The organism is Streptomyces sp. NPDC006309 (genome assembly GCF_040613095.1).
Taxonomy (GTDB): Bacteria; Actinomycetota; Actinomycetes; order Streptomycetales; family Streptomycetaceae; genus Streptomyces.
On record NZ_JBEXRO010000005.1, the window covers coordinates 209830 to 228577 of the forward strand.

General features: G+C 70.2%; 18 protein-coding genes. 6 read left to right on the top strand and 12 right to left on the bottom strand.

Annotation, left to right across the window (positions count from 1 at the left end; translation table 11 throughout):
- Positions 1–13: 13 nt before the first annotated feature.
- Positions 14–1351: an MATE family efflux transporter gene (locus tag ABZ117_RS10035; protein WP_356819126.1), complete on the bottom strand. Its 1338-nt coding sequence runs from the start codon at positions 1349–1351 to the stop codon at positions 14–16.
- A gap of 479 nt (positions 1352–1830) precedes the next feature.
- Here ABZ117_RS10035 and dnaB point away from each other — a divergent pair, with 479 nt between their 5' ends.
- Positions 1831–3309: a replicative DNA helicase gene (dnaB, locus tag ABZ117_RS10040; protein ID WP_356819128.1), complete on the top strand. Its 1479-nt coding sequence runs from the start codon at positions 1831–1833 to the stop codon at positions 3307–3309.
- Positions 3310–3368: 59 nt separating this feature from the next.
- On the opposite strand, the gene ABZ117_RS10045 is transcribed toward dnaB, so the two are convergent.
- Entirely contained in the window at positions 3369–4589 is a 1221-nt protein-coding gene (locus ABZ117_RS10045; RefSeq protein WP_356819130.1) for an NAD(P)/FAD-dependent oxidoreductase, read from the bottom strand.
- A gap of 123 nt (positions 4590–4712) precedes the next feature.
- Between ABZ117_RS10045 and ABZ117_RS10050 the strand changes: the two genes are divergently transcribed.
- Positions 4713–5309: a helix-turn-helix domain-containing protein gene (locus tag ABZ117_RS10050; protein ID WP_356819381.1), complete on the top strand. Its 597-nt coding sequence runs from the start codon at positions 4713–4715 to the stop codon at positions 5307–5309.
- A 140-nt stretch (positions 5310–5449) separates the two neighbouring features.
- Here ABZ117_RS10050 and ABZ117_RS10055 read toward each other — a convergent pair whose 3' ends face one another.
- Together ABZ117_RS10055 and ABZ117_RS10060 are read right to left on the bottom strand one after the other, a co-directional pair.
- The gene (locus ABZ117_RS10055) at positions 5450–6175 is read right to left on the bottom strand and encodes a dienelactone hydrolase family protein (protein WP_356819132.1); all 726 of its coding nucleotides are present in this window, start codon (positions 6173–6175) and stop codon (positions 5450–5452) included.
- A 180-nt stretch (positions 6176–6355) separates the two neighbouring features.
- On the bottom strand, positions 6356–7696 hold the full coding sequence (locus tag ABZ117_RS10060) for a phosphatase PAP2 family protein (protein ID WP_356819134.1): 1341 nt from the start codon (positions 7694–7696) through the stop codon (positions 6356–6358).
- Between the two features lie 334 nt (positions 7697–8030).
- On the opposite strand from ABZ117_RS10060, the gene ABZ117_RS10065 reads away from it, so the two are divergent.
- On the top strand, positions 8031–9416 hold the full coding sequence (locus ABZ117_RS10065; protein ID WP_356819135.1) for a serine hydrolase domain-containing protein: 1386 nt from the start codon (positions 8031–8033) through the stop codon (positions 9414–9416).
- Positions 9417–9499: 83 nt separating this feature from the next.
- Here ABZ117_RS10065 and ABZ117_RS10070 read toward each other — a convergent pair whose 3' ends face one another.
- Together ABZ117_RS10070 and ABZ117_RS10075 are read right to left on the bottom strand one after the other, a co-directional pair.
- Positions 9500–9952, bottom strand: coding sequence for a GNAT family N-acetyltransferase (locus ABZ117_RS10070; protein WP_356819137.1), 453 nt, complete (start codon positions 9950–9952; stop codon positions 9500–9502).
- A 9-nt stretch (positions 9953–9961) separates the two neighbouring features.
- Positions 9962–10420 (bottom strand): MarR family transcriptional regulator, encoded by a 459-nt coding sequence (locus tag ABZ117_RS10075; protein WP_356819139.1) that lies wholly within the window; start codon positions 10418–10420, stop codon positions 9962–9964.
- A gap of 141 nt (positions 10421–10561) precedes the next feature.
- On the opposite strand from ABZ117_RS10075, the gene ABZ117_RS10080 reads away from it, so the two are divergent.
- Together ABZ117_RS10080 and ABZ117_RS10085 are read left to right on the top strand one after the other, a co-directional pair.
- Complete coding sequence (locus ABZ117_RS10080; RefSeq protein WP_356819140.1) at positions 10562–11770, top strand: MFS transporter; 1209 nt, start codon at positions 10562–10564, stop codon at positions 11768–11770.
- 83 nt (positions 11771–11853) lie between these two features.
- Positions 11854–12276 (top strand): heme-binding protein, encoded by a 423-nt coding sequence (locus ABZ117_RS10085; protein ID WP_356819141.1) that lies wholly within the window; start codon positions 11854–11856, stop codon positions 12274–12276.
- 72 nt (positions 12277–12348) lie between these two features.
- Here the strand turns inward: ABZ117_RS10085 and ABZ117_RS10090 are convergent, their stop codons facing one another.
- Positions 12349–13215, bottom strand: coding sequence for a GNAT family N-acetyltransferase (locus ABZ117_RS10090; protein ID WP_356819142.1), 867 nt, complete (start codon positions 13213–13215; stop codon positions 12349–12351).
- A 399-nt stretch (positions 13216–13614) separates the two neighbouring features.
- Between ABZ117_RS10090 and ABZ117_RS10095 the strand changes: the two genes are divergently transcribed.
- On the top strand, positions 13615–14961 hold the full coding sequence (locus tag ABZ117_RS10095; protein ID WP_356819144.1) for a globin domain-containing protein: 1347 nt from the start codon (positions 13615–13617) through the stop codon (positions 14959–14961).
- Between the two features lie 5 nt (positions 14962–14966).
- On the opposite strand, the gene ABZ117_RS10100 is transcribed toward ABZ117_RS10095, so the two are convergent.
- The 5 genes from ABZ117_RS10100 to ABZ117_RS10120 form a co-directional block, all read right to left on the bottom strand.
- On the bottom strand, positions 14967–15449 hold the full coding sequence (locus tag ABZ117_RS10100) for an NUDIX hydrolase (protein WP_356819146.1): 483 nt from the start codon (positions 15447–15449) through the stop codon (positions 14967–14969).
- An 88-nt stretch (positions 15450–15537) separates the two neighbouring features.
- Positions 15538–16443, bottom strand: coding sequence for a LysR family transcriptional regulator (locus tag ABZ117_RS10105; RefSeq protein WP_356819147.1), 906 nt, complete (start codon positions 16441–16443; stop codon positions 15538–15540).
- A 229-nt stretch (positions 16444–16672) separates the two neighbouring features.
- On the bottom strand, positions 16673–17821 hold the full coding sequence (locus tag ABZ117_RS10110) for a cystathionine gamma-lyase (RefSeq protein WP_356819149.1): 1149 nt from the start codon (positions 17819–17821) through the stop codon (positions 16673–16675).
- Positions 17818–18309, bottom strand: a complete 492-nt coding sequence (locus tag ABZ117_RS10115; RefSeq protein WP_356819151.1) for a low molecular weight protein-tyrosine-phosphatase — start codon at positions 18307–18309, stop codon at positions 17818–17820. Before ABZ117_RS10115 ends, ABZ117_RS10110 begins: the two co-directional genes overlap by 4 nt.
- Positions 18310–18316: 7 nt before the next feature.
- The gene (locus tag ABZ117_RS10120; protein ID WP_356819153.1) at positions 18317–18694 is read right to left on the bottom strand and encodes a phage holin family protein; all 378 of its coding nucleotides are present in this window, start codon (positions 18692–18694) and stop codon (positions 18317–18319) included.
- Positions 18695–18748 lie beyond the last annotated feature (54 nt).

Below are 18748 nucleotides of genomic sequence, written 5' to 3' on the forward strand. Positions count from 1 at the left end.
TCACGTGAAACGGTCAGCGGGCCGCGCCCGTCACGATCCAGCGGCCCGAACGGGCGCGCAGCCACAGGGTCAGCATGCGCACCGTCATCATCAGCGCCATCGCCGCCCAGATCGCGGTGAGCCCGCCACCGAGAGCGGGCACCAGCAGGGCCACCGGAGCGAACACCCCCAGGGTGACCACCATGGCCCAGGCCAGGTAGGGGCCGTCGCCCGCGCCCATCAGAACCCCGTCCAGGACGAAGACGATCCCGCAGACGGGCTGGGAGAGCGCCACCAGCAGCAGTGCCGGCAGGGCGACGTCCTGGACCACGGGATCGCTGGTGAACAGCGGCAGAAACAGCGGCCGGGCGGCCACCACGAGCAGGCCGAGTACGACACCGGTCGCGATTCCCCACTGGATCATTCGGCGGCATGCCTCGCGTGCGCCGTCGGCGTCGTCGGCGCCGAGGTACCGGCCGATGATGGCCTGCCCCGCGATCGCGATCGCGTCCAGCGCGAAGGCCAGCAGGTTCCACAGCGACAGGGTGATCTGATGTGCGGCGATGTCGGCGTCGCCGAGCCGTGCCGCGACCGCTGTCGCGATCATGATGATCGCCCGCAGGGACAAGGTACGGACGAGGAGGGGGACGCCTGCCCGGGCCGAGGCCCGGATGCCGGCGGCGTCCGGACGGAGGGAAGCACCGTGCCGTCGGGCCCCGCGGACGACGACGGCCAGGTAGACGGCCGCCATCCCGCACTGCGCGATGACCGTGCCCCAGGCCGAGCCGGCGATGCCGAGTCCGGCGCCGTAGACCAGCACCAGGTTCAGTCCGGCGTTGGCGACGAAGCCGCCGACCGCGACGTAGAGGGGAGTCCGGGTGTCGTGCAGGCCGCGCAGGACACCGGTGGCGGCCAGGACGCCGAGCATGGCGGGGATGCCCAGTGCGGAGATGCGCAGATACGTCGTGGCGTAGGGGGCCGCAGTGGCGGAGGCGCCGAAGAGGTCCACGATCACCGGGGCGAGGGGCAGGACGACGGCGATCACCGCGGCACCGAGCAGCAGCGCCAGCCAGATCCCGTCCATGCCCTGCCGGATGGCTGCCTGGAGATCACCGGCTCCCACGCGGCGGGCGACGGCGGCCGTGGTGGCGTAGGCGAGGAAGACGAAGATGCTCACGGCGGTGGTGAGGAGCGCCGAGGCGACGCCGAGACCGGCGAGCTGAGTGGTCCCGAGGTGGCCGACGATGGCGCTGTCCGCCAGGACGAACAGAGGCTCGGCGATGAGGGCGCCGAAGGCCGGGACGGCCAGTGCGACGATGTCCCTGTCGTGCCGTCTCCGGGTCGCGCGGAGGGTCGCTGGAGCCTGTGTCATGCGCATCAATCTAATCGTCCACAGGTAAGTGATGCAATTGGCTATTGATCCTTACTTGCCGTCTCATGGCGTGTCCTTTCGGGAACCGTTCGAAGCGATCTTGGCCCGATGGGGAAAGTTTTTCTTCTGCACAGCCAGTGGACGGCAAAACTGCTGGTCAGAGGGTTTCCCTTGAGGGGATCGAGGGCTTGTTCACAGGGCTGTCCACCGGGTCGTGCACAGGTTTCGGCGAGTTCTCCACAGCATCCGGGCGGTCGTCCACATGGCCTGTGGATAACCAGATTGGCTGACGGTGCCGCCGGGCCTACCGTGGTCCGGCGCCCGCTCCTTCTCGCGGCCCCGGAAGCATCTGTGTTCCGGCCCGGGAAACGTCACAAATCCGACGCGTCAGAAGCGGAGTTGGGCCTCTTGTTTGTCAGTGTCGTGCCGTACAAAAGACGTCGGCGAGGTCCGCCGTGCGGACGGGAGGAGGTGGCTCGGTGAGCATTTCCGAGCCCTTGGACGATCCGTGGGCCGACAGCGGGCCCAGTGATCGTCTGCCGGCCTCCCGGCGGCGTGGTGACGGCGGCCGGGGCCGTGACGAACAGCACGACCGGGGCCGGGACAACGGTGCGTGGGAGGGTGCGGGCTCGTCCTTCGAGCGGGTGCCTCCCCAGGATCTGGACGCCGAGCAGTCGGTGCTGGGCGGCATGCTGCTGTCGAAGGACGCCATCGCCGACGTCGTGGAGATCCTCAAGGGCCACGACTTCTACAAGCCCGCGCACGAGACGATCTACCAGGCCATCCTGGACATCTACGCCAAGGGTGAGCCGGCCGACCCGATCACCATCGCCGCCGAACTCACCAAGCGCGGCGAGATCAACAAGGTCGGCGGGGCCGCGTATCTGCACACTCTCGTCCAGACCGTGCCGACGGCGGCCAACGCCGAGTACTACGCGGAGATCGTCCACGAGCGGGCCGTCCTGCGCCGCCTGGTCGAGGCCGGCACGCGCATCACGCAGATGGGCTACGCGGCCGACGGCGACGTGGACGAGATCGTCAACAGCGCCCAGGCAGAGATCTACGCGGTCACCGAGCAGCGCACCAGCGAGGACTACCTGCCGCTCGGCGACATCATGGAGGGCGCCCTCGACGAGATCGAGGCGATCGGCTCACGCAGCGGTGAGATGACGGGCGTACCCACCGGGTTCACCGACTTCGACTCGCTGACGAACGGCCTCCACCCGGGTCAGATGATCGTCATCGCGGCCCGTCCCGCCATGGGTAAGTCGACGCTCGCACTGGACTTCGCGCGTGCCGCCTCGATCAAGAACAACCTCCCGAGCGTCATCTTCTCGCTCGAGATGGGCCGCAACGAGATCGCGATGCGGCTGCTGTCCGCCGAGGCCCGGGTCGCCCTGCACCACATGCGTTCCGGCACGATGACCGACGAGGACTGGACCCGGCTCGCCCGCCGCATGCCGGACGTCTCGGCCGCGCCCCTGTACATCGACGACTCCCCGAACCTGTCGATGATGGAGATCCGCGCCAAGTGCCGGCGGCTGAAGCAGCGCAACGACCTGAAGTTGGTCGTCATCGACTACCTCCAGCTGATGCAGTCCGGCGGCTCCAAGCGCGCCGAGAGCCGTCAGCAGGAGGTCTCGGACATGTCCCGTAACCTCAAGCTGCTCGCGAAGGAGCTGGAGCTCCCGGTCATCGCCCTCTCCCAGCTCAACCGTGGCCCCGAGCAGCGCACCGACAAGAAGCCGATGGTCTCCGACCTGCGTGAGTCCGGTTCCATCGAGCAGGACGCCGACATGGTCATCCTGCTGCACCGCGAGGACGCGTACGAGAAGGAGTCCCCGCGCGCGGGCGAGGCCGACCTGATCGTCGCCAAGCACCGTAACGGCCCCACCGCCACGATCACGGTCGCCTTCCAGGGTCACTACTCCCGTTTCGTGGACATGGCTCAGACCTGACCGGAGCTTTCACGGAGTCCCGCACCGACGGCGCTGCGAGCCGGCGCTGAACGATGTCCTCACGCTCGCGTGGATCCGGCGTTGTCCTCGGCTCGCCGACGTCGGTACTCCGCTGCCCTGGCTTCGTAGTCCTGGTGCTCCCGCGCATGGTCCGGGGGCAGGTGCGGCGCGTCCGGGGACGTGGTGGCGAAGAACCGCTCGAGCGCGGTGTTCGAACTCATGGCGAGTTCGCCGGACCGGGCGAACATCGCCGCCTCATAGCGTGAGACAGCCTTGTCGAGGCTCGCCTCCTCGCTGACGGCGTGCGCGAGTTCCGCGCCGTCGAGCAGGGCGAGGTTCGCGCCGTGGCCACCGAAGGGAGCCATGGCGTGGGCGGAGTCGCCGATCAGGGTGACCCCGGGGACGCGGTCCCAGGTCAGCGGGGCGGGCAGTGCCCAGAAGGAACGCGGTACGTAGTCACCGTCGTTGTCGGTGAGCAGCGGCCGCATGGACGAGGACCAGCCGCTGAACTCCCGCAGCAGACAGGACCGGACGGACTCGCGGTCGGCGAGGTTGACCCCGGCCTTGACGTGCCAGTCCAGCTCGGCACGGAACGACACGTAGCCGCGGACCACACCGTTGCTGTTGCGCTGAACGATCACCGCGCGGCCGTCGCAGTCGTTGGCGAACATGTGCCCGGCACCGACGATCGCGGCGATCTCGGGGTGCCGGGTGTCCACGGCGTCGAATCGGACGTCGAGGAAACAGACCCCCAGGTATTCCGGAACCGCGTCGGTGAGCAGGGGGCGGACCTTCGACCAGGTGCCATCGGCGCCGATCACCAGGTCCGCTTCCACACTGGCACCGTTGGCGAACTCCAGGCGGTGCACGCCCTTGCCGAGCGGTGCCGCCTTGACGAGTTCGTGTCCCCAACGGACCGTGCCGGGCCACAGGTGCTCGTGCAGCATGGTCCGTAGTTGGCCGCGGTCGATCTCGGGCGCTGCCCGGTCGCCCGCGGCGGGGGTGAACTCCGCTAGCACCGTGCCCTGGTGATCCCGGCGGCTCTTGGCCTGGCCCTCGACGCGGGCCGACGCCAGGAAGGCGTCCATCAGCCCGGCATCCTCCAACGCGATCTGGCCGGAGTCGGCGTGCAGGTCGAGTGTTCCTCCCGTGTCGCGGGAGTCCACGGCGGCATCGGCGTCGTACACCGTCGGCGCTATGCCATGTCCCTGCAAGACCCGGGCACACATCAGCCCGGCCGGCCCGCCGCCGATGATGGCGATTCGGGGTGTGGTCGTCACGGTTCGCTCCTGTCGGTTGCGCTGTCCTGACCCCACGCACCGTAGGTGAAACGGATACGAATATGCAACCGATACACTTAGAGACTGGATCAACTCTCCTGTTAGGGTCGGAGCGTGACCGAGATGGGGCGCCGTGAGCGCAAGAAGGCCGCCACCCGCCAGGCCCTGGCGGACGCGGCGCTGAGGCTGTTCCTGGAGCGGGGCTACGACGCGGTCGGCGTGCGGGAGATCGCCGAGGCCGCCGATGTCTCGGTGACCACGCTGTTCAAACACTTCCCCGACGGCAAGGAAGCGCTGGTCTTCGACCAGGACACCGATCGTGAGGCCGCGCTGGTGGCCGCCGTCCGCGACCGCCCGGAGGGCCGGTCGATCCCGCAGGCGCTGCGTCAGTTGCTGCGCGAGGAGAGCTCCCAGCGGGTCCGCGACGACCCCCGCTTCGCCGGATTCCTCCGCCTGATCGACACCACTCCGGTGCTGCGCGAGTACGCCCGCCGCATGTGGCTGCGCCACGAGAACGCCCTGGCCGCCGCGATCGCCGCCGACACCGGGCTGCCCGCCGATGACGCCGGCTGCCAGGCACTGGCCCACTTCGCCCTCGACGCCGTCACCCTCGTCCGGGGGCGGGAGGACCCCGAGGCCGCCCTCGACCGGATCTTCACCCTCCTCGACCAGGGATGGACAGGCACGACAGGGGAATCCAGGGGACACACCGGCACTTGACCGCCCTGCCGCCCCCGGTCCTACCGACGACGGCCGCCGCTCGGGCGAGTTCCTGCCCGATGCTGCCGATGCAGCGCCTCAGGATCCGTGTCCTTTCCCCCGCTGTCGCGTCATCACGACGGCGGTCCTGAGGCTTCGGCTCACTCCGTTACGGGCAGGCACTCGGCGAGCAGGTCGACGACGTCGCGCCAGGCTCGCTGCGCGTGTCGCGGGTGGTAGCCGACGCCGGGGACCACGGGGTGGTCGACCGGCGGGTGGTGGAAGGCGTGCAACGCCCCGCCGTAGACCACGAGGCGCCAGTCGACGCCCGCGGCCTGCATCTCGGCGGTGAACGCGTCCCGTTGTGCGGGCGGCATGATGGGGTCTTCCGACCCGACCCCGGCCCACACCGGGCAGCGGATGCGCGCCGCCTCGCCCGGTCGGCCCGTGGTCAGTGCGTTGACCGTCCCGATCGCGCGCAGGTCGACGCCGTCGCGCCCGAGTTCCAGCCCGATGGCGCCCCCGGTGCCGTAGCCGATAGCGGCGATCCGGTCGGGGTCGGTCCGCGGTTCGGTGCGCAGCACGTCGAGCGCCGCGTGGCCGATGCCCCGCATCCGGTCGGGGTCGGCGAGCAGCGGCATGCACCGGGCCAGCATCTCCTCGGGGTCGCCCAAGTAGCGCCCGCCGTGGAGGTCGAAGGCCAGCGCCACGTATCCCAGCTCGGCGAGCGCATCGGCCCGCCGGCGTTCGACGTCGCTGAGCCCCATGCCCTCCGGTCCGAGCAGCACCGCGGGCCGGCGGCCGACACCGGCGGGGAGCGCGAGGTGACCGATCATCGTGAGGCCGTCGGCCGGGTACTCGACCGTGCGTGTGGTGACCGTCGTCATGGGTCCGGACTGTAGTGATCGCCGAGTCCGGTGGGGCCGCTCTTCGCCGTCGGCAGAACGGCGCGGGTCCAGACCGCGCGCCTCACTGCGCCGGCACATGGCCTGGGTGGCTACGGCTGCCAGGCTGGTGTCCGCCTGGCAGCGGCGTGTGTGAGGCCGCCCATGGACTCGCTCCCGGGCTCAGACCAGTTCCGGCTGGGGTTCCGGTTGGGGGACCGGCGCGGTTTTCGGTTCCCACGGTCCGGTGGTCCGTACGTAGCCATAGATCACGGAGACCATCGCCAGAACGAGGAGTGGTCCGAACACCGACGGATGCCCGGCCATGTGCACCGGCAGATAGCGATAGGACACCAGGAGAGCGGCGAAGACCGTCGTGCCGTAAGCGACCAATTGGATTCCGGACCGGTCCCAGCCGCGTTCGAGTGAGCGCAGAGCCGCCTCGATCGTGAGGGTGAACACCACGCCGGCAATGATGTCCGTGCCGTAGTGGTAGCCGAAGCCCAGGGTGGCGCCGAGCGTGGCGATCAGCCAGAAGGTGCCGGCGAAGCGCAGCAGCCGCGGCCCCTTGCGGGAATGTATGAAGATCGCGGTAGCCCACGCGGTGTGCAGGCTCGGCATGCAGTTGCGCGGGGTGATCTCGTCGAACGGCATGTCGTGCGGGGTCGCCATGACCGGCGGTGTGTGCGGCCACTGGTCGGCCACCGCCCAGTGCCCGCCGTCCGCGCCGTAGGCGAAGATGGGTCCGACCACGGGGAAGAGCATGTAGATGCCGGGCCCCAGGAGGCCGATCACCAGGAAGGTGCGCACCAGATGGTGGCGCGGGAATCGGCGCTCGGCCGCCACGTTGCGCAGCTGGTAGAGCGCGACGACGACCGCGGCCACCGCGAGCTGGATGTAGACGTAGTCCAGGACATGGTCGCCGATCGGGCCGGTGGCCCTGACGATCCGGCCTGCCACCCAGGACGGGTTGCCCAGCGCGTGATCGGCGGTCGCCACGTACTGGTCGAGCACCGTCGGCCGGGTCTTCGACGTGATGAGCAGCCAGGTGTCACCGGTCTTGCGGCCGGCCACCAGTAGCAGGCCCAGCCCGACGCCCTTCAGCAGCAGGACTCGTTCCCGTCCGGTGCGGCGCGTGACAGCGATGACCGCGTAGCCCAGGACCACCCACAACGCGCCGTTGCCGAAGCCCAGCTTGGCATCGGCCGCCCAGCGCACCAGCAGGAAGACGACGTCGATGCCGATCGCGACACCAGCGGCGATCAACCGTTGCCGCCAGGTGAGTACGACCATCATCAAAGCCATGCTGGCGTATAGCAGGGGCCCCGATTTCGGGGCGACCACGACTTCCTTCACCTGGTTGGTGATCGGCCCCGGCAGACCGTAGCGACGAGCGGCGATCTCCAGTGCGATGAGGAATCCGAGGGCCACCACGCCCGCTGCGGCCCACAGCAGGGGCCGTGGACGGCGCCACGCGGAAGATTGAATTCCACGCCTTATTCGGGAAAATGCCCGCGATTCCATAAGTATCAATGGTTCGGCCGATTTGATAGGGGTTGGTGGAGTAGGTCACTCATCGTGCTGGCTGGCATGGTTTTCCGGTTAGGGCAGGTGATAGGGGCGATCGTCGTAAGTTAGAACATGTTATCGGAGTGGTGCGAGCGGGTTTCGTTGCTCACCGGTCCGGTGAGGGCCGGTCGTTCCGGCGTTCATTGGCGCAACGCGCCGGAGATGACCATGGCACTGTCCGCCCCTGCCGGTACAGCCCCCTTTTCGGTCCGCGCGTCCTGAGGCCATGCCCTCGCACCGCGCAGGTCCATATTCGACGTCCGGCGCCGCAACCGGGTGGACTGTGCCCATGACGACATCTCATGAAGCGCTGCTCCCTGGCACCCGGCGTGCCTTGCTGCACCGGATCGCTGTCGCACAGGCCGAGGGGCGGGCTCCCTCGCTCGTTGCCGTCGTCGTACGGAACGGACAGGCCGTGTGGCACGGTGCGCGGACCTCGGTGGACGGGCACGGGCCGGACGAGACCGTGCAGTACCGGATCGGCTCCCTCACCAAGATCTTCACTGCCGTGCTGGTGATGCGGCTGCGCGACGAGGGTGTGCTCGACCTCGGTGATCAGCTGGAGAGGCATCTGCCCGGCACCGGCGTGGGGAAGGCGACGATCGCGGAACTGCTCGCGCACACCGCGGGGCTGGCGGCCGAGTCACCCGCGCCGTGGTGGGAGCGTACCCCCGGTGCGCTGCGGCCCGAGCTGAGCGATGTGCTCGGTGACCAGCCCCTGCTGCATCCCGTCGGCCGGCGGTTCCACTACTCCAACCCCGGCTACACGGTGCTCGGCGCCCTGGTGGAGCAGTTGCGCGGTGCTTCCTGGGAGAAGGTGCTGCGCGACGAGATCCTGGAGCCACTGGGCCTGCGCCGGACGAGCGCGCAGCCGCAGGCCCCGCACGCGAGTGGCTGGGCGGTGCACCCGTGGGCCGACGCCCTGCTGCCCGAGCCGCTGGAGGACCTGGGCCGGATGGCGCCGGCCGGCCAGCTCTGGTCGACCACCGGGGACCTGGCGCGGTTCGCCGCCTTCCTGGCGCGGGGAGACGACCGGGTCCTGAGTGCGGAGTCGGTACGGGAGATGCGCACCCCCGCGGCGCCCACCGAGGCCGCGGACGTGATGGACGGGGCCACCTACGGCCTGGGGATGCAGATCCAGCGTCGCGACGGCCGACTCCTGGTCGGGCACTCCGGTTCCCTGCCGGGATTCCTGGCGAACCTCACCCTCTGTGTGGAGGACGACGTGGCCGCGGTGGTCCTCGCCAACTGCACGAGCGGACCGCTGCTGGGAGCGGTGGGCGCGGACCTGGTCCGGATCGTCGCCGAGGCCGAACCGCGCATCCCCGAGCCCTGGCGGCCCCTGCGGGAGGTGGATCCGGCGGTGCTGGAGCTGGCGGGGCAGTGGTACTGGGGAACGCACGCCTTCGCCCTGCGGGCTACCGCCGACGGCTTCCTCGTGCTGGCACCGCTGACCGGTGGCGGCCGTCGTGCCCGCTTCCGCGCGAACGGTGACGGCACGTGGACGGGTGTGGAGGGCTACTATGCCGGCGAACTGCTGCGGCCGGTACGGCGTCCCGGTCAAACCGTGAGCCACTTCGATCTCGGCTCGTTCGTGTTCACACGGCAGCCGTACGATCCTGCGGCACCGGTGCCCGGCGGGGTCGACGCGGAGGGGTGGCGGGGCATCGGCTAGCCCTGGGCATCCAAGGGGGGGTGTTTCACGTGAAACACCCCCCTTGCTCGGTTCCCGGCGCTCTCGTCCGCCCGGCGCTGCGGTCAGAGGCGCAGCTTGAAGCCCTCGTGCGACGCTGTGAAACCCAGCCGCTCATAGAAGCGGTGGGCGTCGGTGCGCGACTTGTCGGATGTCAGCTGCACCAACCGGCAGCCGAGCCGCCGGGACGTGTCGACCGCCCACTCGATCAGCAGGCTGCCCAGCCCGCTGCCGCGCTCGCCGGCGTGGATCCGCACCGCCTCGATGAGCGCGCGGGTGGCTCCCTTCTGCGAGAGGCCCGGGATGATCGTGAGCTGGAGGGTCCCGATCACACGGCCCTCGCGCACCGCCACGACGAGGTGCTGGTTCGGGTCGGCGTCGAGGCGCTCCAGCGCGGCCCGGTACGGCGTCAGATCGTCGGGGGACTCGCGCTGAGCGCCCAGCGGGTCGTCGGCGAGCATGGCGACGATCGCCGGGAGGTCGTCGGCGGTCGCGTCCCGTATCTCAAGATCTCCCATGCCCGCACCCTATGCGGGCACGTTCAGGGACTCCACCGCCCGCACCAGCGGCGCCAGTTCGGCGTTCTTGGAGGCCTCGTCCAGGGCCTCACGCAGGGCGGCGTCATTGGTGGGCCGCGCCTCGTCCACCAGGCGCAGGCCCGCCGGAGTGACGTTGGTGTAGATGCCGCGCCGGTCGGTGGGGCACAGGTACCGCTCCAGCAGGCCGCGGTCCTCCAGCCGGGTCACCAGGCGGGTGGTGGCGCTCTGGCTGAGCACGACCGCGTCGGCGACCTGCTTCATCTGGAGGTGCCCGCCCTCGCCGTCGTGCTGCCGGCTGAGCACGTCGAGCAGGGAGTACTCGCGCACGCTCAGGTCGTGTCCGGCCTGTAGGGCGCGCTCGATGTGCGCCTCGATCCTTCCGTGCAGCGCAGAAAGGGCGCACCACCCCTGGGCGAGCGCGGTGAGCGCGGGGTCCGTCGCTGTCATGGCGTTTCCTCCGTCCCGGAGCGGCTGCATCACCAGGATAGGGCACGCCCGCAACATACGGCGGTTGCAAATAACCCGCGTCTGCAATTATTGTGGACAAACGCAAAGCGCTCCTGCAATCGTCTGGGAAGGTGTCCCCCCATGCCTCTCGCGCTTCTGGCCCTCGCGATCGGGGCCTTCGGAATCGGAACGACCGAGTTCGTGATCATGGGCTTGCTGCCCGAGGTCGCGGGCGACTTCGGGGTCTCCATCCCCACGGCGGGACTGCTCGTGACGGGCTACGCGCTCGGCGTGGTCGTCGGTGCCCCGCTGATGACCGTCCTCGGCACCAAGGTCCCGCGCAAGCGGATGCTGATGCTGCTGATGGGCCTGTTCATCGCCGGCAACCTCCTCTCCGCCGTTGCCCCGGCCTTCTCGGTCATGCTGATCGGACGCGTGGTCGCCTCGCTCGCTCACGGCGCCTTCTTCGGCATCGGCTCGGTCGCGGCCGCCGAGCTGGTCGCGCCGCACAAGAAGGCCGGCGCCATCGCCATGATGTTCACCGGTCTGACCGTGGCCAACGTCGTCGGCGTCCCGCTGGGCACACTCGTCGGACAGACCGCCGGCTGGCGTGCCACCTTCGGCATCGTCGCCGCCCTCGGCGTCATCGGTCTCGCCGGCATCGCCAAACTCGTGCCCGACCTGCCGCGCCCGCACGGCGTCCACCTGCGGCACGAGCTGGCCGCCTTCAAGAACGCCCAGGTCCTGCTCGCCATGGCGATGACCGTTCTCGGCTTCGGCGGCGTCTTCGCGGCCATCACCTACATCGCGCCGATGATGACCCATGTCACCGGCTTCGCCGACGGCTCGGTCACCTGGCTGCTGGTCCTCTTCGGCCTGGGCATGGTCGGCGGCAACCTCCTCGGCGGCAGGTTCGCCGACCGCGCCCTCATGCCGATGCTGTACGTCTCGCTGGGCGCCCTGGCCGTCGTCCTCGCTCTCTTCACGCTCACCGCCCACAACAAGATCGCGGCTGCGGCGACCATCGCGCTGATCGGCGCCCTCGGCTTCGCCACGGTGCCACCGCTACAGAAGCGCGTCCTCGACCAGGCCCACGGCGCCCCGACGCTCGCGTCGGCGGTGAACATCGGCGCCTTCAACCTGGGCAATGCCCTGTCCGCCTGGCTCGGCGGTCTCGTGATCGCGGCCGGCTTCGGCTACACGGCCCCCAACTGGGTCGGCGCCGTCCTCGCCGCCGCGGCCCTGGTCCTCGCCGTCCTCTCGGCCGCCCTGGAGCGTCGCGACGGCGCACGCACCACCGCGGCCGCCTCCGGCACCGCCGCCGGGCAGCGGACGCCCGTCGACCACTGAGCCGTCCGGCACGTCGGACACCCGTACCAGGGCGTGCCCGGTACGGCAGACATTCACCTCAGTACCACCAAGGAGACAGTTCCATGAGCACCACCACCGCCGTCGCCCCGCTGACCATCGAGGACGCCGAGCTGCTCATCGGCACGGCCCGCCGAGCGGCCGAGGACGCCGCGGTCACCGTCAGCGTCACCGTCCTGGACGCCGGGGGCAACCTGCTCGCCTTCCGCCGGGACGACCGGGCCGTGCTGATCTCCGGTGAGACCAGCACCCGCAAGGCCTACACGGCGCTCCAGCTGAACGCGCCCACCGCCGGCCTCGTCGACGCCGTCCAGCCCGGCGGCCTCTTCCACACGCTGCCCACGGCACTGGACCGCCCCCTGCTGTTCATCGCCGGTGGTGTCCCCGTCCACCGGGACGGCCGGCTGATCGGCGCCATCGGTGTCGGAGGCGGCGCACCGGAGCAGGACCACGGCTTCGCCACCGCGGCCGTACAGGCACTCGCCTGAGCACCCGGCCGTAGTCAATACGCGGGCCCCGCCGCTGGAAGCGGCGGGGCCCGCGTATTGCCGTACGGCGGTTCAGCCCGCGGCCACCGTCAGCGGCGCGAACCGCCGGGTCCAGTCCCCCGGAAGATCCGTGATGCCGTAGGTCATCACGGCGTTGAAGGCCACAGAGGCCAGCCCGCGTGCCTTCGCCCAGGCCAGCAGCTCTTCATGGCGCACGTCGATGTCGGTGCGCAGCGGACGGTCCGTGTGGGCCGCCAGCGAGGCGATGAGGGCCTTCGCGGTCTCGGTGTCCCGGGCGATCAGCGGACCGACGACGTGGGTGTCCATGTTGGGCCATGCGGCCGTGTAACCGATGAGCCGGCCACCCTCCTCGGCCACCCGCAGCTGATCGGCGAAGGCGGGCAACCGGGTGATGAGAGGTGTGCGGTCGGTGCCGAACACCTCCTCGTCGAGACGCAGGATCGCCTGAAGATCGTCCGCCGTGGCAGCACGGGTGGGGACCCCCGGCTCGGACCCGCCCGGAACGAAGCCGCCCATGAGCATCTCCGCCCGGCCCGTCGCCTTGAATCCCAGCTCCTCGTACAGGGGGCGGCCGCAGGGCGTGGCGTGCAGGGTCAGTGGGGTGGCTCCCATGACCGACATGACGTGCCGCATCAAGCGGCGGCCGACCCCCCGGCGGGCGTGGCGTCCGGCCACCAGGACCATGCCGACGGCGCCGAGATCCGGCTGCCCCCAGGGGCCGTACTCCGTGAGCACGCACGCGGCGACGAGACCGCCCGCGGGGTCGTCGATGCCCAGGCCCTTCCCGGCCGTGAGCAGGAAACCCCACTTGTGTTCCTCGCGGGGCCACCCCCGGTCTTCGGACAGATCGGCGCACGCGGTGAGGTCGCGAAGCGTCAGGCGGCGGATGGGCAGAGCGGCGAGGGGAGGAGTCGGCACGCAGGTCAGGCTGTCCGACCGAGACCCTCGCCGTCCACCCGTTTCGATGCGGACGCACGTGCTTTTGGCCATCTCGTGGCCTTGTGGACAGCACGGGGACAGCTGCGGGTGTTTCACGTGAAACATCGACAGCCAACCAGCCTTACGTCATCACCGTCTTTCTGTTCGACGGGGTATGGGCGGACCGCGCGGTGGACGGCCACTCGTTCGGGGAGGGAGCAGCCTAACGAGAAGGAAAGACCGAGACCCGCGTTTCCGGGTATACGGCCGCGGCAGCCGATCGGGATGGGAGGCTGCGGGCCGAGTGCTACGGCCGGCCACCCGCCGGGGGAATGCATGCGCCTCGCGAGGAGCGGGGTGCGCGGACCGACCGAGAGATGTTCGAGGCGAGGGCACACCATGGACACTCCGACCACCACGTCGGGGGAGAGCGGCATGTCGGACGGCGGCGGCTGGTTCATGCCGCACAGGGATCCATCGGCTCCGCCGGACGGTGATCAGGCAACGCCGGAGGGGGCTGACGCGCGGGCCGCGCCGGCGCTCCCCCAGGGGTACTCCGCGGCCCCGCAGATTGATGCTCCCGCCCCACAGCCCGTGCGGGTGCCGTGGTCGGCGCCGGCCACCGAGGGTGTCTCTGCGGACGCGCTCCTCATCCGCCGCACCATGACCGAGATCGGCCCGGTCGCCGACAAGGTCACCTCCTACTTCTACGCCCTCCTCTTCGTCCGCCATCCCGAACTGCGGTCGCTGTTCCCTGCCGCGATGGACACCCAGCGGGACCGTCTGCTGAGGGCGCTGCTCATGGCGGCCGAACACCTGGACAACACGCGCGTTCTCGTCGACCACCTCCAGAACCTGGGCCGCGGGCACCGTAAGTACGGAACGCGTGCCGAGCACTATCCGGCGGTGGGCGAATGCCTGCTCGGCGCGTTGAGCAAGTACGCCGCCATCGTCTGGAACCCGGAGACCGAGGCGGCCTGGGTACGGGCGTACACGACGATCTCCCAGGTGATGATCGACGCGGCGGCGGCGGACGAGCTGCGGGCCCCCGCCTGGTGGCAGGCCGAGATCGTCGCCCATGAGTTGCGAACCCGGGACGTCGCGGTCCTCACGGTCCGCCCCGACCAGCCCTATCCCTTTCTCGCGGGCCAGTACACGAGCGTGGAGACGCCCTGGTGGCCACGGGTGTGGCGGCACTACTCCTTCGCCTCCGCGCCCCGGCCGGACGGTCTGCTGACGTTCCATGTGAAGGCGGTCCCGGCCGGCTGGGTGTCCAACGCGCTGGCACACCGGGCGCGGCCCGGAGACGTCATCCGGCTCGGTCCGCCGGCCGGCTCGATGACCGTCGACCACACCACCGACAGCGGACTGCTCTGCCTGGGCGGCGGCACCGGCATAGCGCCCGTCAAGGCCTTGGTCGAGGATGTCGCCGGGCACGGCCGGCACCGGCCCGTCGAGGTGTTCTACGGCGCCCGCACCGAGCACGACCTGTACGCCATCGAGACCATGCTCAGGCTCCAGCAGAGCCATTCCTGGCTGACGGTCCGCGCGGTCACCGACCAGCAGTCCCGACTGCGGCTCCCGGACGCCGTACGGGGGTACGGCCCCTGGAACGAGTACGACGCCTACGTGTCGGGGCCGCCCGCGATGATCCGCAGCGGCATCGACGCGCTGCGGGACGTCGGAATCCCGCCGAGCCGTATACGGCACGACGTGGTGGAGGAACGGCTCGTCGTCGCGGACTGACCGTGTCAGCCGAGGTCGGGGGCGTGCATGGCGCGCACCCCCTCGATGTTGCCGTCGAGGTAGTGACGCAGGGACAGCGGGACGAGGTGGACGGAGGCGATGCCGACGCGGGTGAACGGGACGCGGACGATCTCGTACTCCCCGGCCGGCTCCTCCACCTCGGGGCCGTGACGCAGCGAGGGGTCCATGGACTCCAGCCGGCAGACGAAGAAGTGCTGTACCTTCACGCCGGTCGTGCTGCTGTCCTCGCCGATGTGCTCGACGGTGTCCACGAAGCACGGCACGACATCGGCGATCTTGGCACCGAGTTCCTCGTACACCTCGCGGTGCAGGGCGTCCACGACGGTTGAGTCCCCGGGTTCGACTCCGCCACCGGGGGTGACCCAGTAGGGATCGACACCGGGCTTGGTGCGCTTGATGAGGATCAGGTCGTCACCGTCCAGGAGAACGGCACGGGCGGTGCGCTTGACCACGGGTCGGACGGTCATGGGAGAAATGTGGCCCCGTTGGTTCCACGTGAAACATCGCAAAGCGCCAGGACACGACCGCAGGGTGTGCATGCCCGTCCGACCGGCGTCAGTACCAGACCGTGGCGGCACGCTGGAGCCACTCGTGGGCCCGGGCGACAAGGGGCAGGGCCAGGGTGCCGGTGCGCACCACCAGGAAGTACGTGCGCAGCGGTGGGACCGCCGGGTCGTGCAGGGCGACGATGGTGCCCTGGCGGAGGGCCGGAGCGCACAGGTAGCGGGGCAGCACCGCCAGTCCGGCTCCCGCGATCGCGCAGCAGAGGACGGCCCGTAGATCGGGGACGACTACCGTGCCCGAGGCGGCTGGACGGGAGTCGAAGACGGAGGCCCAGTAGCGTGCGACGAACGGCAGCGACTCGTGGACCTCGACGACGGGCAGGTGATCCAGGGCCGGCGCGCCCTTCAGCCGCAGCATCTCCGAGCCGATGCGATCGGCCCAGCGCGGCGCGGCGACCAGGACGTGCTCCTCGTCGCAGAGCGGAGTGGCGCTGAGCAGGGCGCCCCGTGGGCGGGCCGTGCTGATGGCCAGGTCGTGGTGGCCGGAGGCCAGTCCCTCCAGCACCTCCTCGGCCGTGCCGAAGGAGGCGCGCAGTGCCAGACGACGGCCGTCCTCGCCGGTCAGCCCCGTGAGAGCGGGCAGGGCGCGTTCGGCGGTGAACTCCGGGGGTCCGGCCAGGTGCAGCGTCCGGGGCGAGGACTCCTCGTCCAGGCCGCTCTCGGCTATCTCCACCAGGGCGTCGAGATGCGGTGCGGCCTTGTGCGCGAGTTCGTCACCGATGGTCGTCGGGATGACGCCGCGCGCCTGGCGAAGGAAGAGCGGCCTGCCCAGCTGACGTTCGAGCGTGCGGATCTGCGAGGTGACGGCGGGCTGGGAGAGGCCGAGCAATGCGGCGGCGCGAGTGAAGGAACCGGCCCGGTGCACGGTGACGAAGGTCCGCAGCAGGGCCAGATCCATGGCATGCCTCCCTGTACCTGCCTCCTCCGGCCCCCAGGCAGGCACCAACTATAAATATGTCGATAGGCTCCTGTCGCTAGCGTGATTGGACACTGACGCAGAGTCAACTAGCCTTGTTCGCGCGGCTCTTCTTGCGCGGAACCGCAGACGGTCCGAGCCACGAGGGGGGGAGGCTCGGACCGTCATCAAGGCCTGCCCGGCATGCCGCCCGAGGCCCGGGCTCTCCGGCTCAGTCCGCGGACTCGTCCAAAGCGCGCAGGACGTCGGTCACGAGGTCCTCGGGGTCCTCGGCACCCACGGACATCCGGATGAAACCGTCCGGTACCGCGTCCCCGCCCCAGCGGCGGCGGCGCTCGGCGGTGGACCGCACCCCGCCGAAGCTGGTCGCGTCCTCCACCAGGTGCAGAGCCTCGAGAAAACGCTCGGCACGCGCGCGCGTGGGCAGCGTGAAGGAGACGACACAGCCGTAACGGCGCATCTGCTGCGCGGCGATCTTGTGCGAGGGGTCGTCGGGCAGCCCCGGATAGCGCAGACCGGAGATCTCGGGCCGCTGCCGCAAGGTCTCGGCGAGGGTGAGCGCGGTGGCGTCCTGCCGGTCGACACGCATCTGGAGCGTGGCGATGGACCGGTGCGCGAGCCAGGCCTCCATGGGTCCCGAGATGGCCCCGACGATCTTGCGCCAGCGGCGTACGGCGGCCATCGCCTCGGAGTTCCGGCCGGTGACGTAACCCAGCAGGACGTCACCGTGGCCGGTCAGCTGCTTGGTGCCGCTGGCCACGGAGAAGTCGGCGCCCAGCTCCAGCGGGCGCTGCCCGAGCGGGGTGGCGAGGGTGTTGTCGACGGCCACCAGAGCGCCCCGCGCGTGTGCCGCCTCCGCGAGCCGCCGGATGTCGCAGACGTCGAGCCCCGGATTCGACGGGGACTCGATCCACAGCAGCCGGGCGCCGTCGAGCACGTCCAGCTGCGCGTCGCCGCCGGTCGGCGCGGTGCGCACCTCGATGCCGTACGCCTCCAGCTGGGCGCCCACCATCGGCAGCACCTGGTAGCCGTCGGACGGCAGCACGACCGCGTCACCCGCGCGCAGCTGGGAGAACAGCACAGCGGAGATCGCCGCCATGCCGGAGGCGAACACCAGAGTCTCGGCGTCCTCCCGCCCGGGCGCCTCCAGCTCACCGACCGCGCGCTCCAGCAGCGTCCAGGTCGGATTGTCGTCACGGCCGTACGCGTACGGTCCCGTCACCTCGCCGGGCAGATGGAAATGGGCCGCGAACACCGGGCCGGGCAGGGTCGGCTCGTGCTTGACCGGCTCGGGCAGCCCGGCCCGTACCGCGCGCGTGCCGTCCCCGGTATAACCCTCGTCCTTCGTGGCGTCGCTCATGCGGCCCGTCCCTCCAGCTCTTCTCGTACGGCGGCGAGCAGTCCCGTGCTCGCCGCCTCCACCATCTCAAGACACCGCTCGAAGCCGTCCCGGTGTCCGTAGTACGGATCGGGTACGTCGAGGTCGTCGCCGGCGGCGGGATCGTACGAGCGGAGCAGGCGGACCTTGCGCGCCTCCGCCCCGGTCGGCGCCAGGCGGCGCAGGGCCCTGAGGTGACCGGAGTCGAGGGCGATCACGAGGTCGAGACGGGCGAACCACGACGGCTCGAACCGACGGGCGACGTGCTCACCGCCGTAACCGTGTTCCTCCAGGACCGAGATGGTGCGCGGGTCGGCCTGCTCGCCCTCGTGCCAGCTGTCGGTGCCGGCGCTGTCGACCGCCACCAGGCCCTCGAGCCCGGCCTCCGCCACGCGCGCGCGGAAGACGGACTCGGCCATCGGGGAGCGGCAGATGTTGCCGGTGCACACGAAGCAGACGCGGTAGGTCATGGCGGACTCAGTCCTCGTCGGGCAGGACGACGTGCAGTGCCCAGGAGACGAGCGAGATGATCAGGCCGCCGAGCACGGCCGTCCAGAAGCCCTCCACGTGGAAGCTCAGGTCGAGCTTGCCGCACAGCCAGGAGGTCAGCAGCAGCATCAGCGCGTTGACGACCAGGGTGATCAGGCCGAGGGTCAGGATGAACAGCGGCAGGGTGAGTAGCTTCACAACCGGCTTGACCAGCCAGTTCACCAGGCCGAAGATCAGCGCGACGACGATCAGCGTGCCGGCCTTCTCCGCGGTGTTGTCACCCGTGAGGGTGATCTTGTCGAGCAGCCACACGGCGACCGCCAGGGCGCCCGCGTTGGCGATCGTCTTGACTACGAAATTCTTCATGTGTCTGATCGTGGCAGACCTTGCGGTCGGCGAGCAGGGGCACCGTGAACAGTG

Excerpts from the sequence above, each read along its gene's own strand:
- ABZ117_RS10060 (WP_356819134.1), bottom strand. The coding sequence starts at position 7,696 with ATGGAATCGCGGGCATTTTCCCGAATAAGGCGTGGAATTCAATCTTCC.
- ABZ117_RS10070 (WP_356819137.1), bottom strand. The coding sequence starts at position 9,952 with ATGGGAGATCTTGAGATACGGGACGCGACCGCCGACGACCTCCCGGCG.
- ABZ117_RS10075 (WP_356819139.1), bottom strand. The coding sequence starts at position 10,420 with ATGACAGCGACGGACCCCGCGCTCACCGCGCTCGCCCAGGGGTGGTGC.
- ABZ117_RS10055 (WP_356819132.1), bottom strand. The coding sequence starts at position 6,175 with ATGACGACGGTCACCACACGCACGGTCGAGTACCCGGCCGACGGCCTC.
- ABZ117_RS10085 (WP_356819141.1), top strand. The coding sequence starts at position 11,854 with ATGAGCACCACCACCGCCGTCGCCCCGCTGACCATCGAGGACGCCGAG.
- ABZ117_RS10095 (WP_356819144.1), top strand. The coding sequence starts at position 13,615 with ATGGACACTCCGACCACCACGTCGGGGGAGAGCGGCATGTCGGACGGC.
- ABZ117_RS10110 (WP_356819149.1), bottom strand. The coding sequence starts at position 17,821 with ATGAGCGACGCCACGAAGGACGAGGGTTATACCGGGGACGGCACGCGC.
- ABZ117_RS10065 (WP_356819135.1), top strand. The coding sequence starts at position 8,031 with ATGACGACATCTCATGAAGCGCTGCTCCCTGGCACCCGGCGTGCCTTG.
- ABZ117_RS10100 (WP_356819146.1), bottom strand. The coding sequence starts at position 15,449 with ATGACCGTCCGACCCGTGGTCAAGCGCACCGCCCGTGCCGTTCTCCTG.
- ABZ117_RS10035 (WP_356819126.1), bottom strand. The coding sequence starts at position 1,351 with ATGACACAGGCTCCAGCGACCCTCCGCGCGACCCGGAGACGGCACGAC.
- ABZ117_RS10050 (WP_356819381.1), top strand. The coding sequence starts at position 4,713 with ATGGGGCGCCGTGAGCGCAAGAAGGCCGCCACCCGCCAGGCCCTGGCG.
- ABZ117_RS10115 (WP_356819151.1), bottom strand. The coding sequence starts at position 18,309 with ATGACCTACCGCGTCTGCTTCGTGTGCACCGGCAACATCTGCCGCTCC.
- ABZ117_RS10105 (WP_356819147.1), bottom strand. The coding sequence starts at position 16,443 with ATGGATCTGGCCCTGCTGCGGACCTTCGTCACCGTGCACCGGGCCGGT.
- ABZ117_RS10120 (WP_356819153.1), bottom strand. The coding sequence starts at position 18,694 with ATGAAGAATTTCGTAGTCAAGACGATCGCCAACGCGGGCGCCCTGGCG.
- ABZ117_RS10080 (WP_356819140.1), top strand. The coding sequence starts at position 10,562 with ATGCCTCTCGCGCTTCTGGCCCTCGCGATCGGGGCCTTCGGAATCGGA.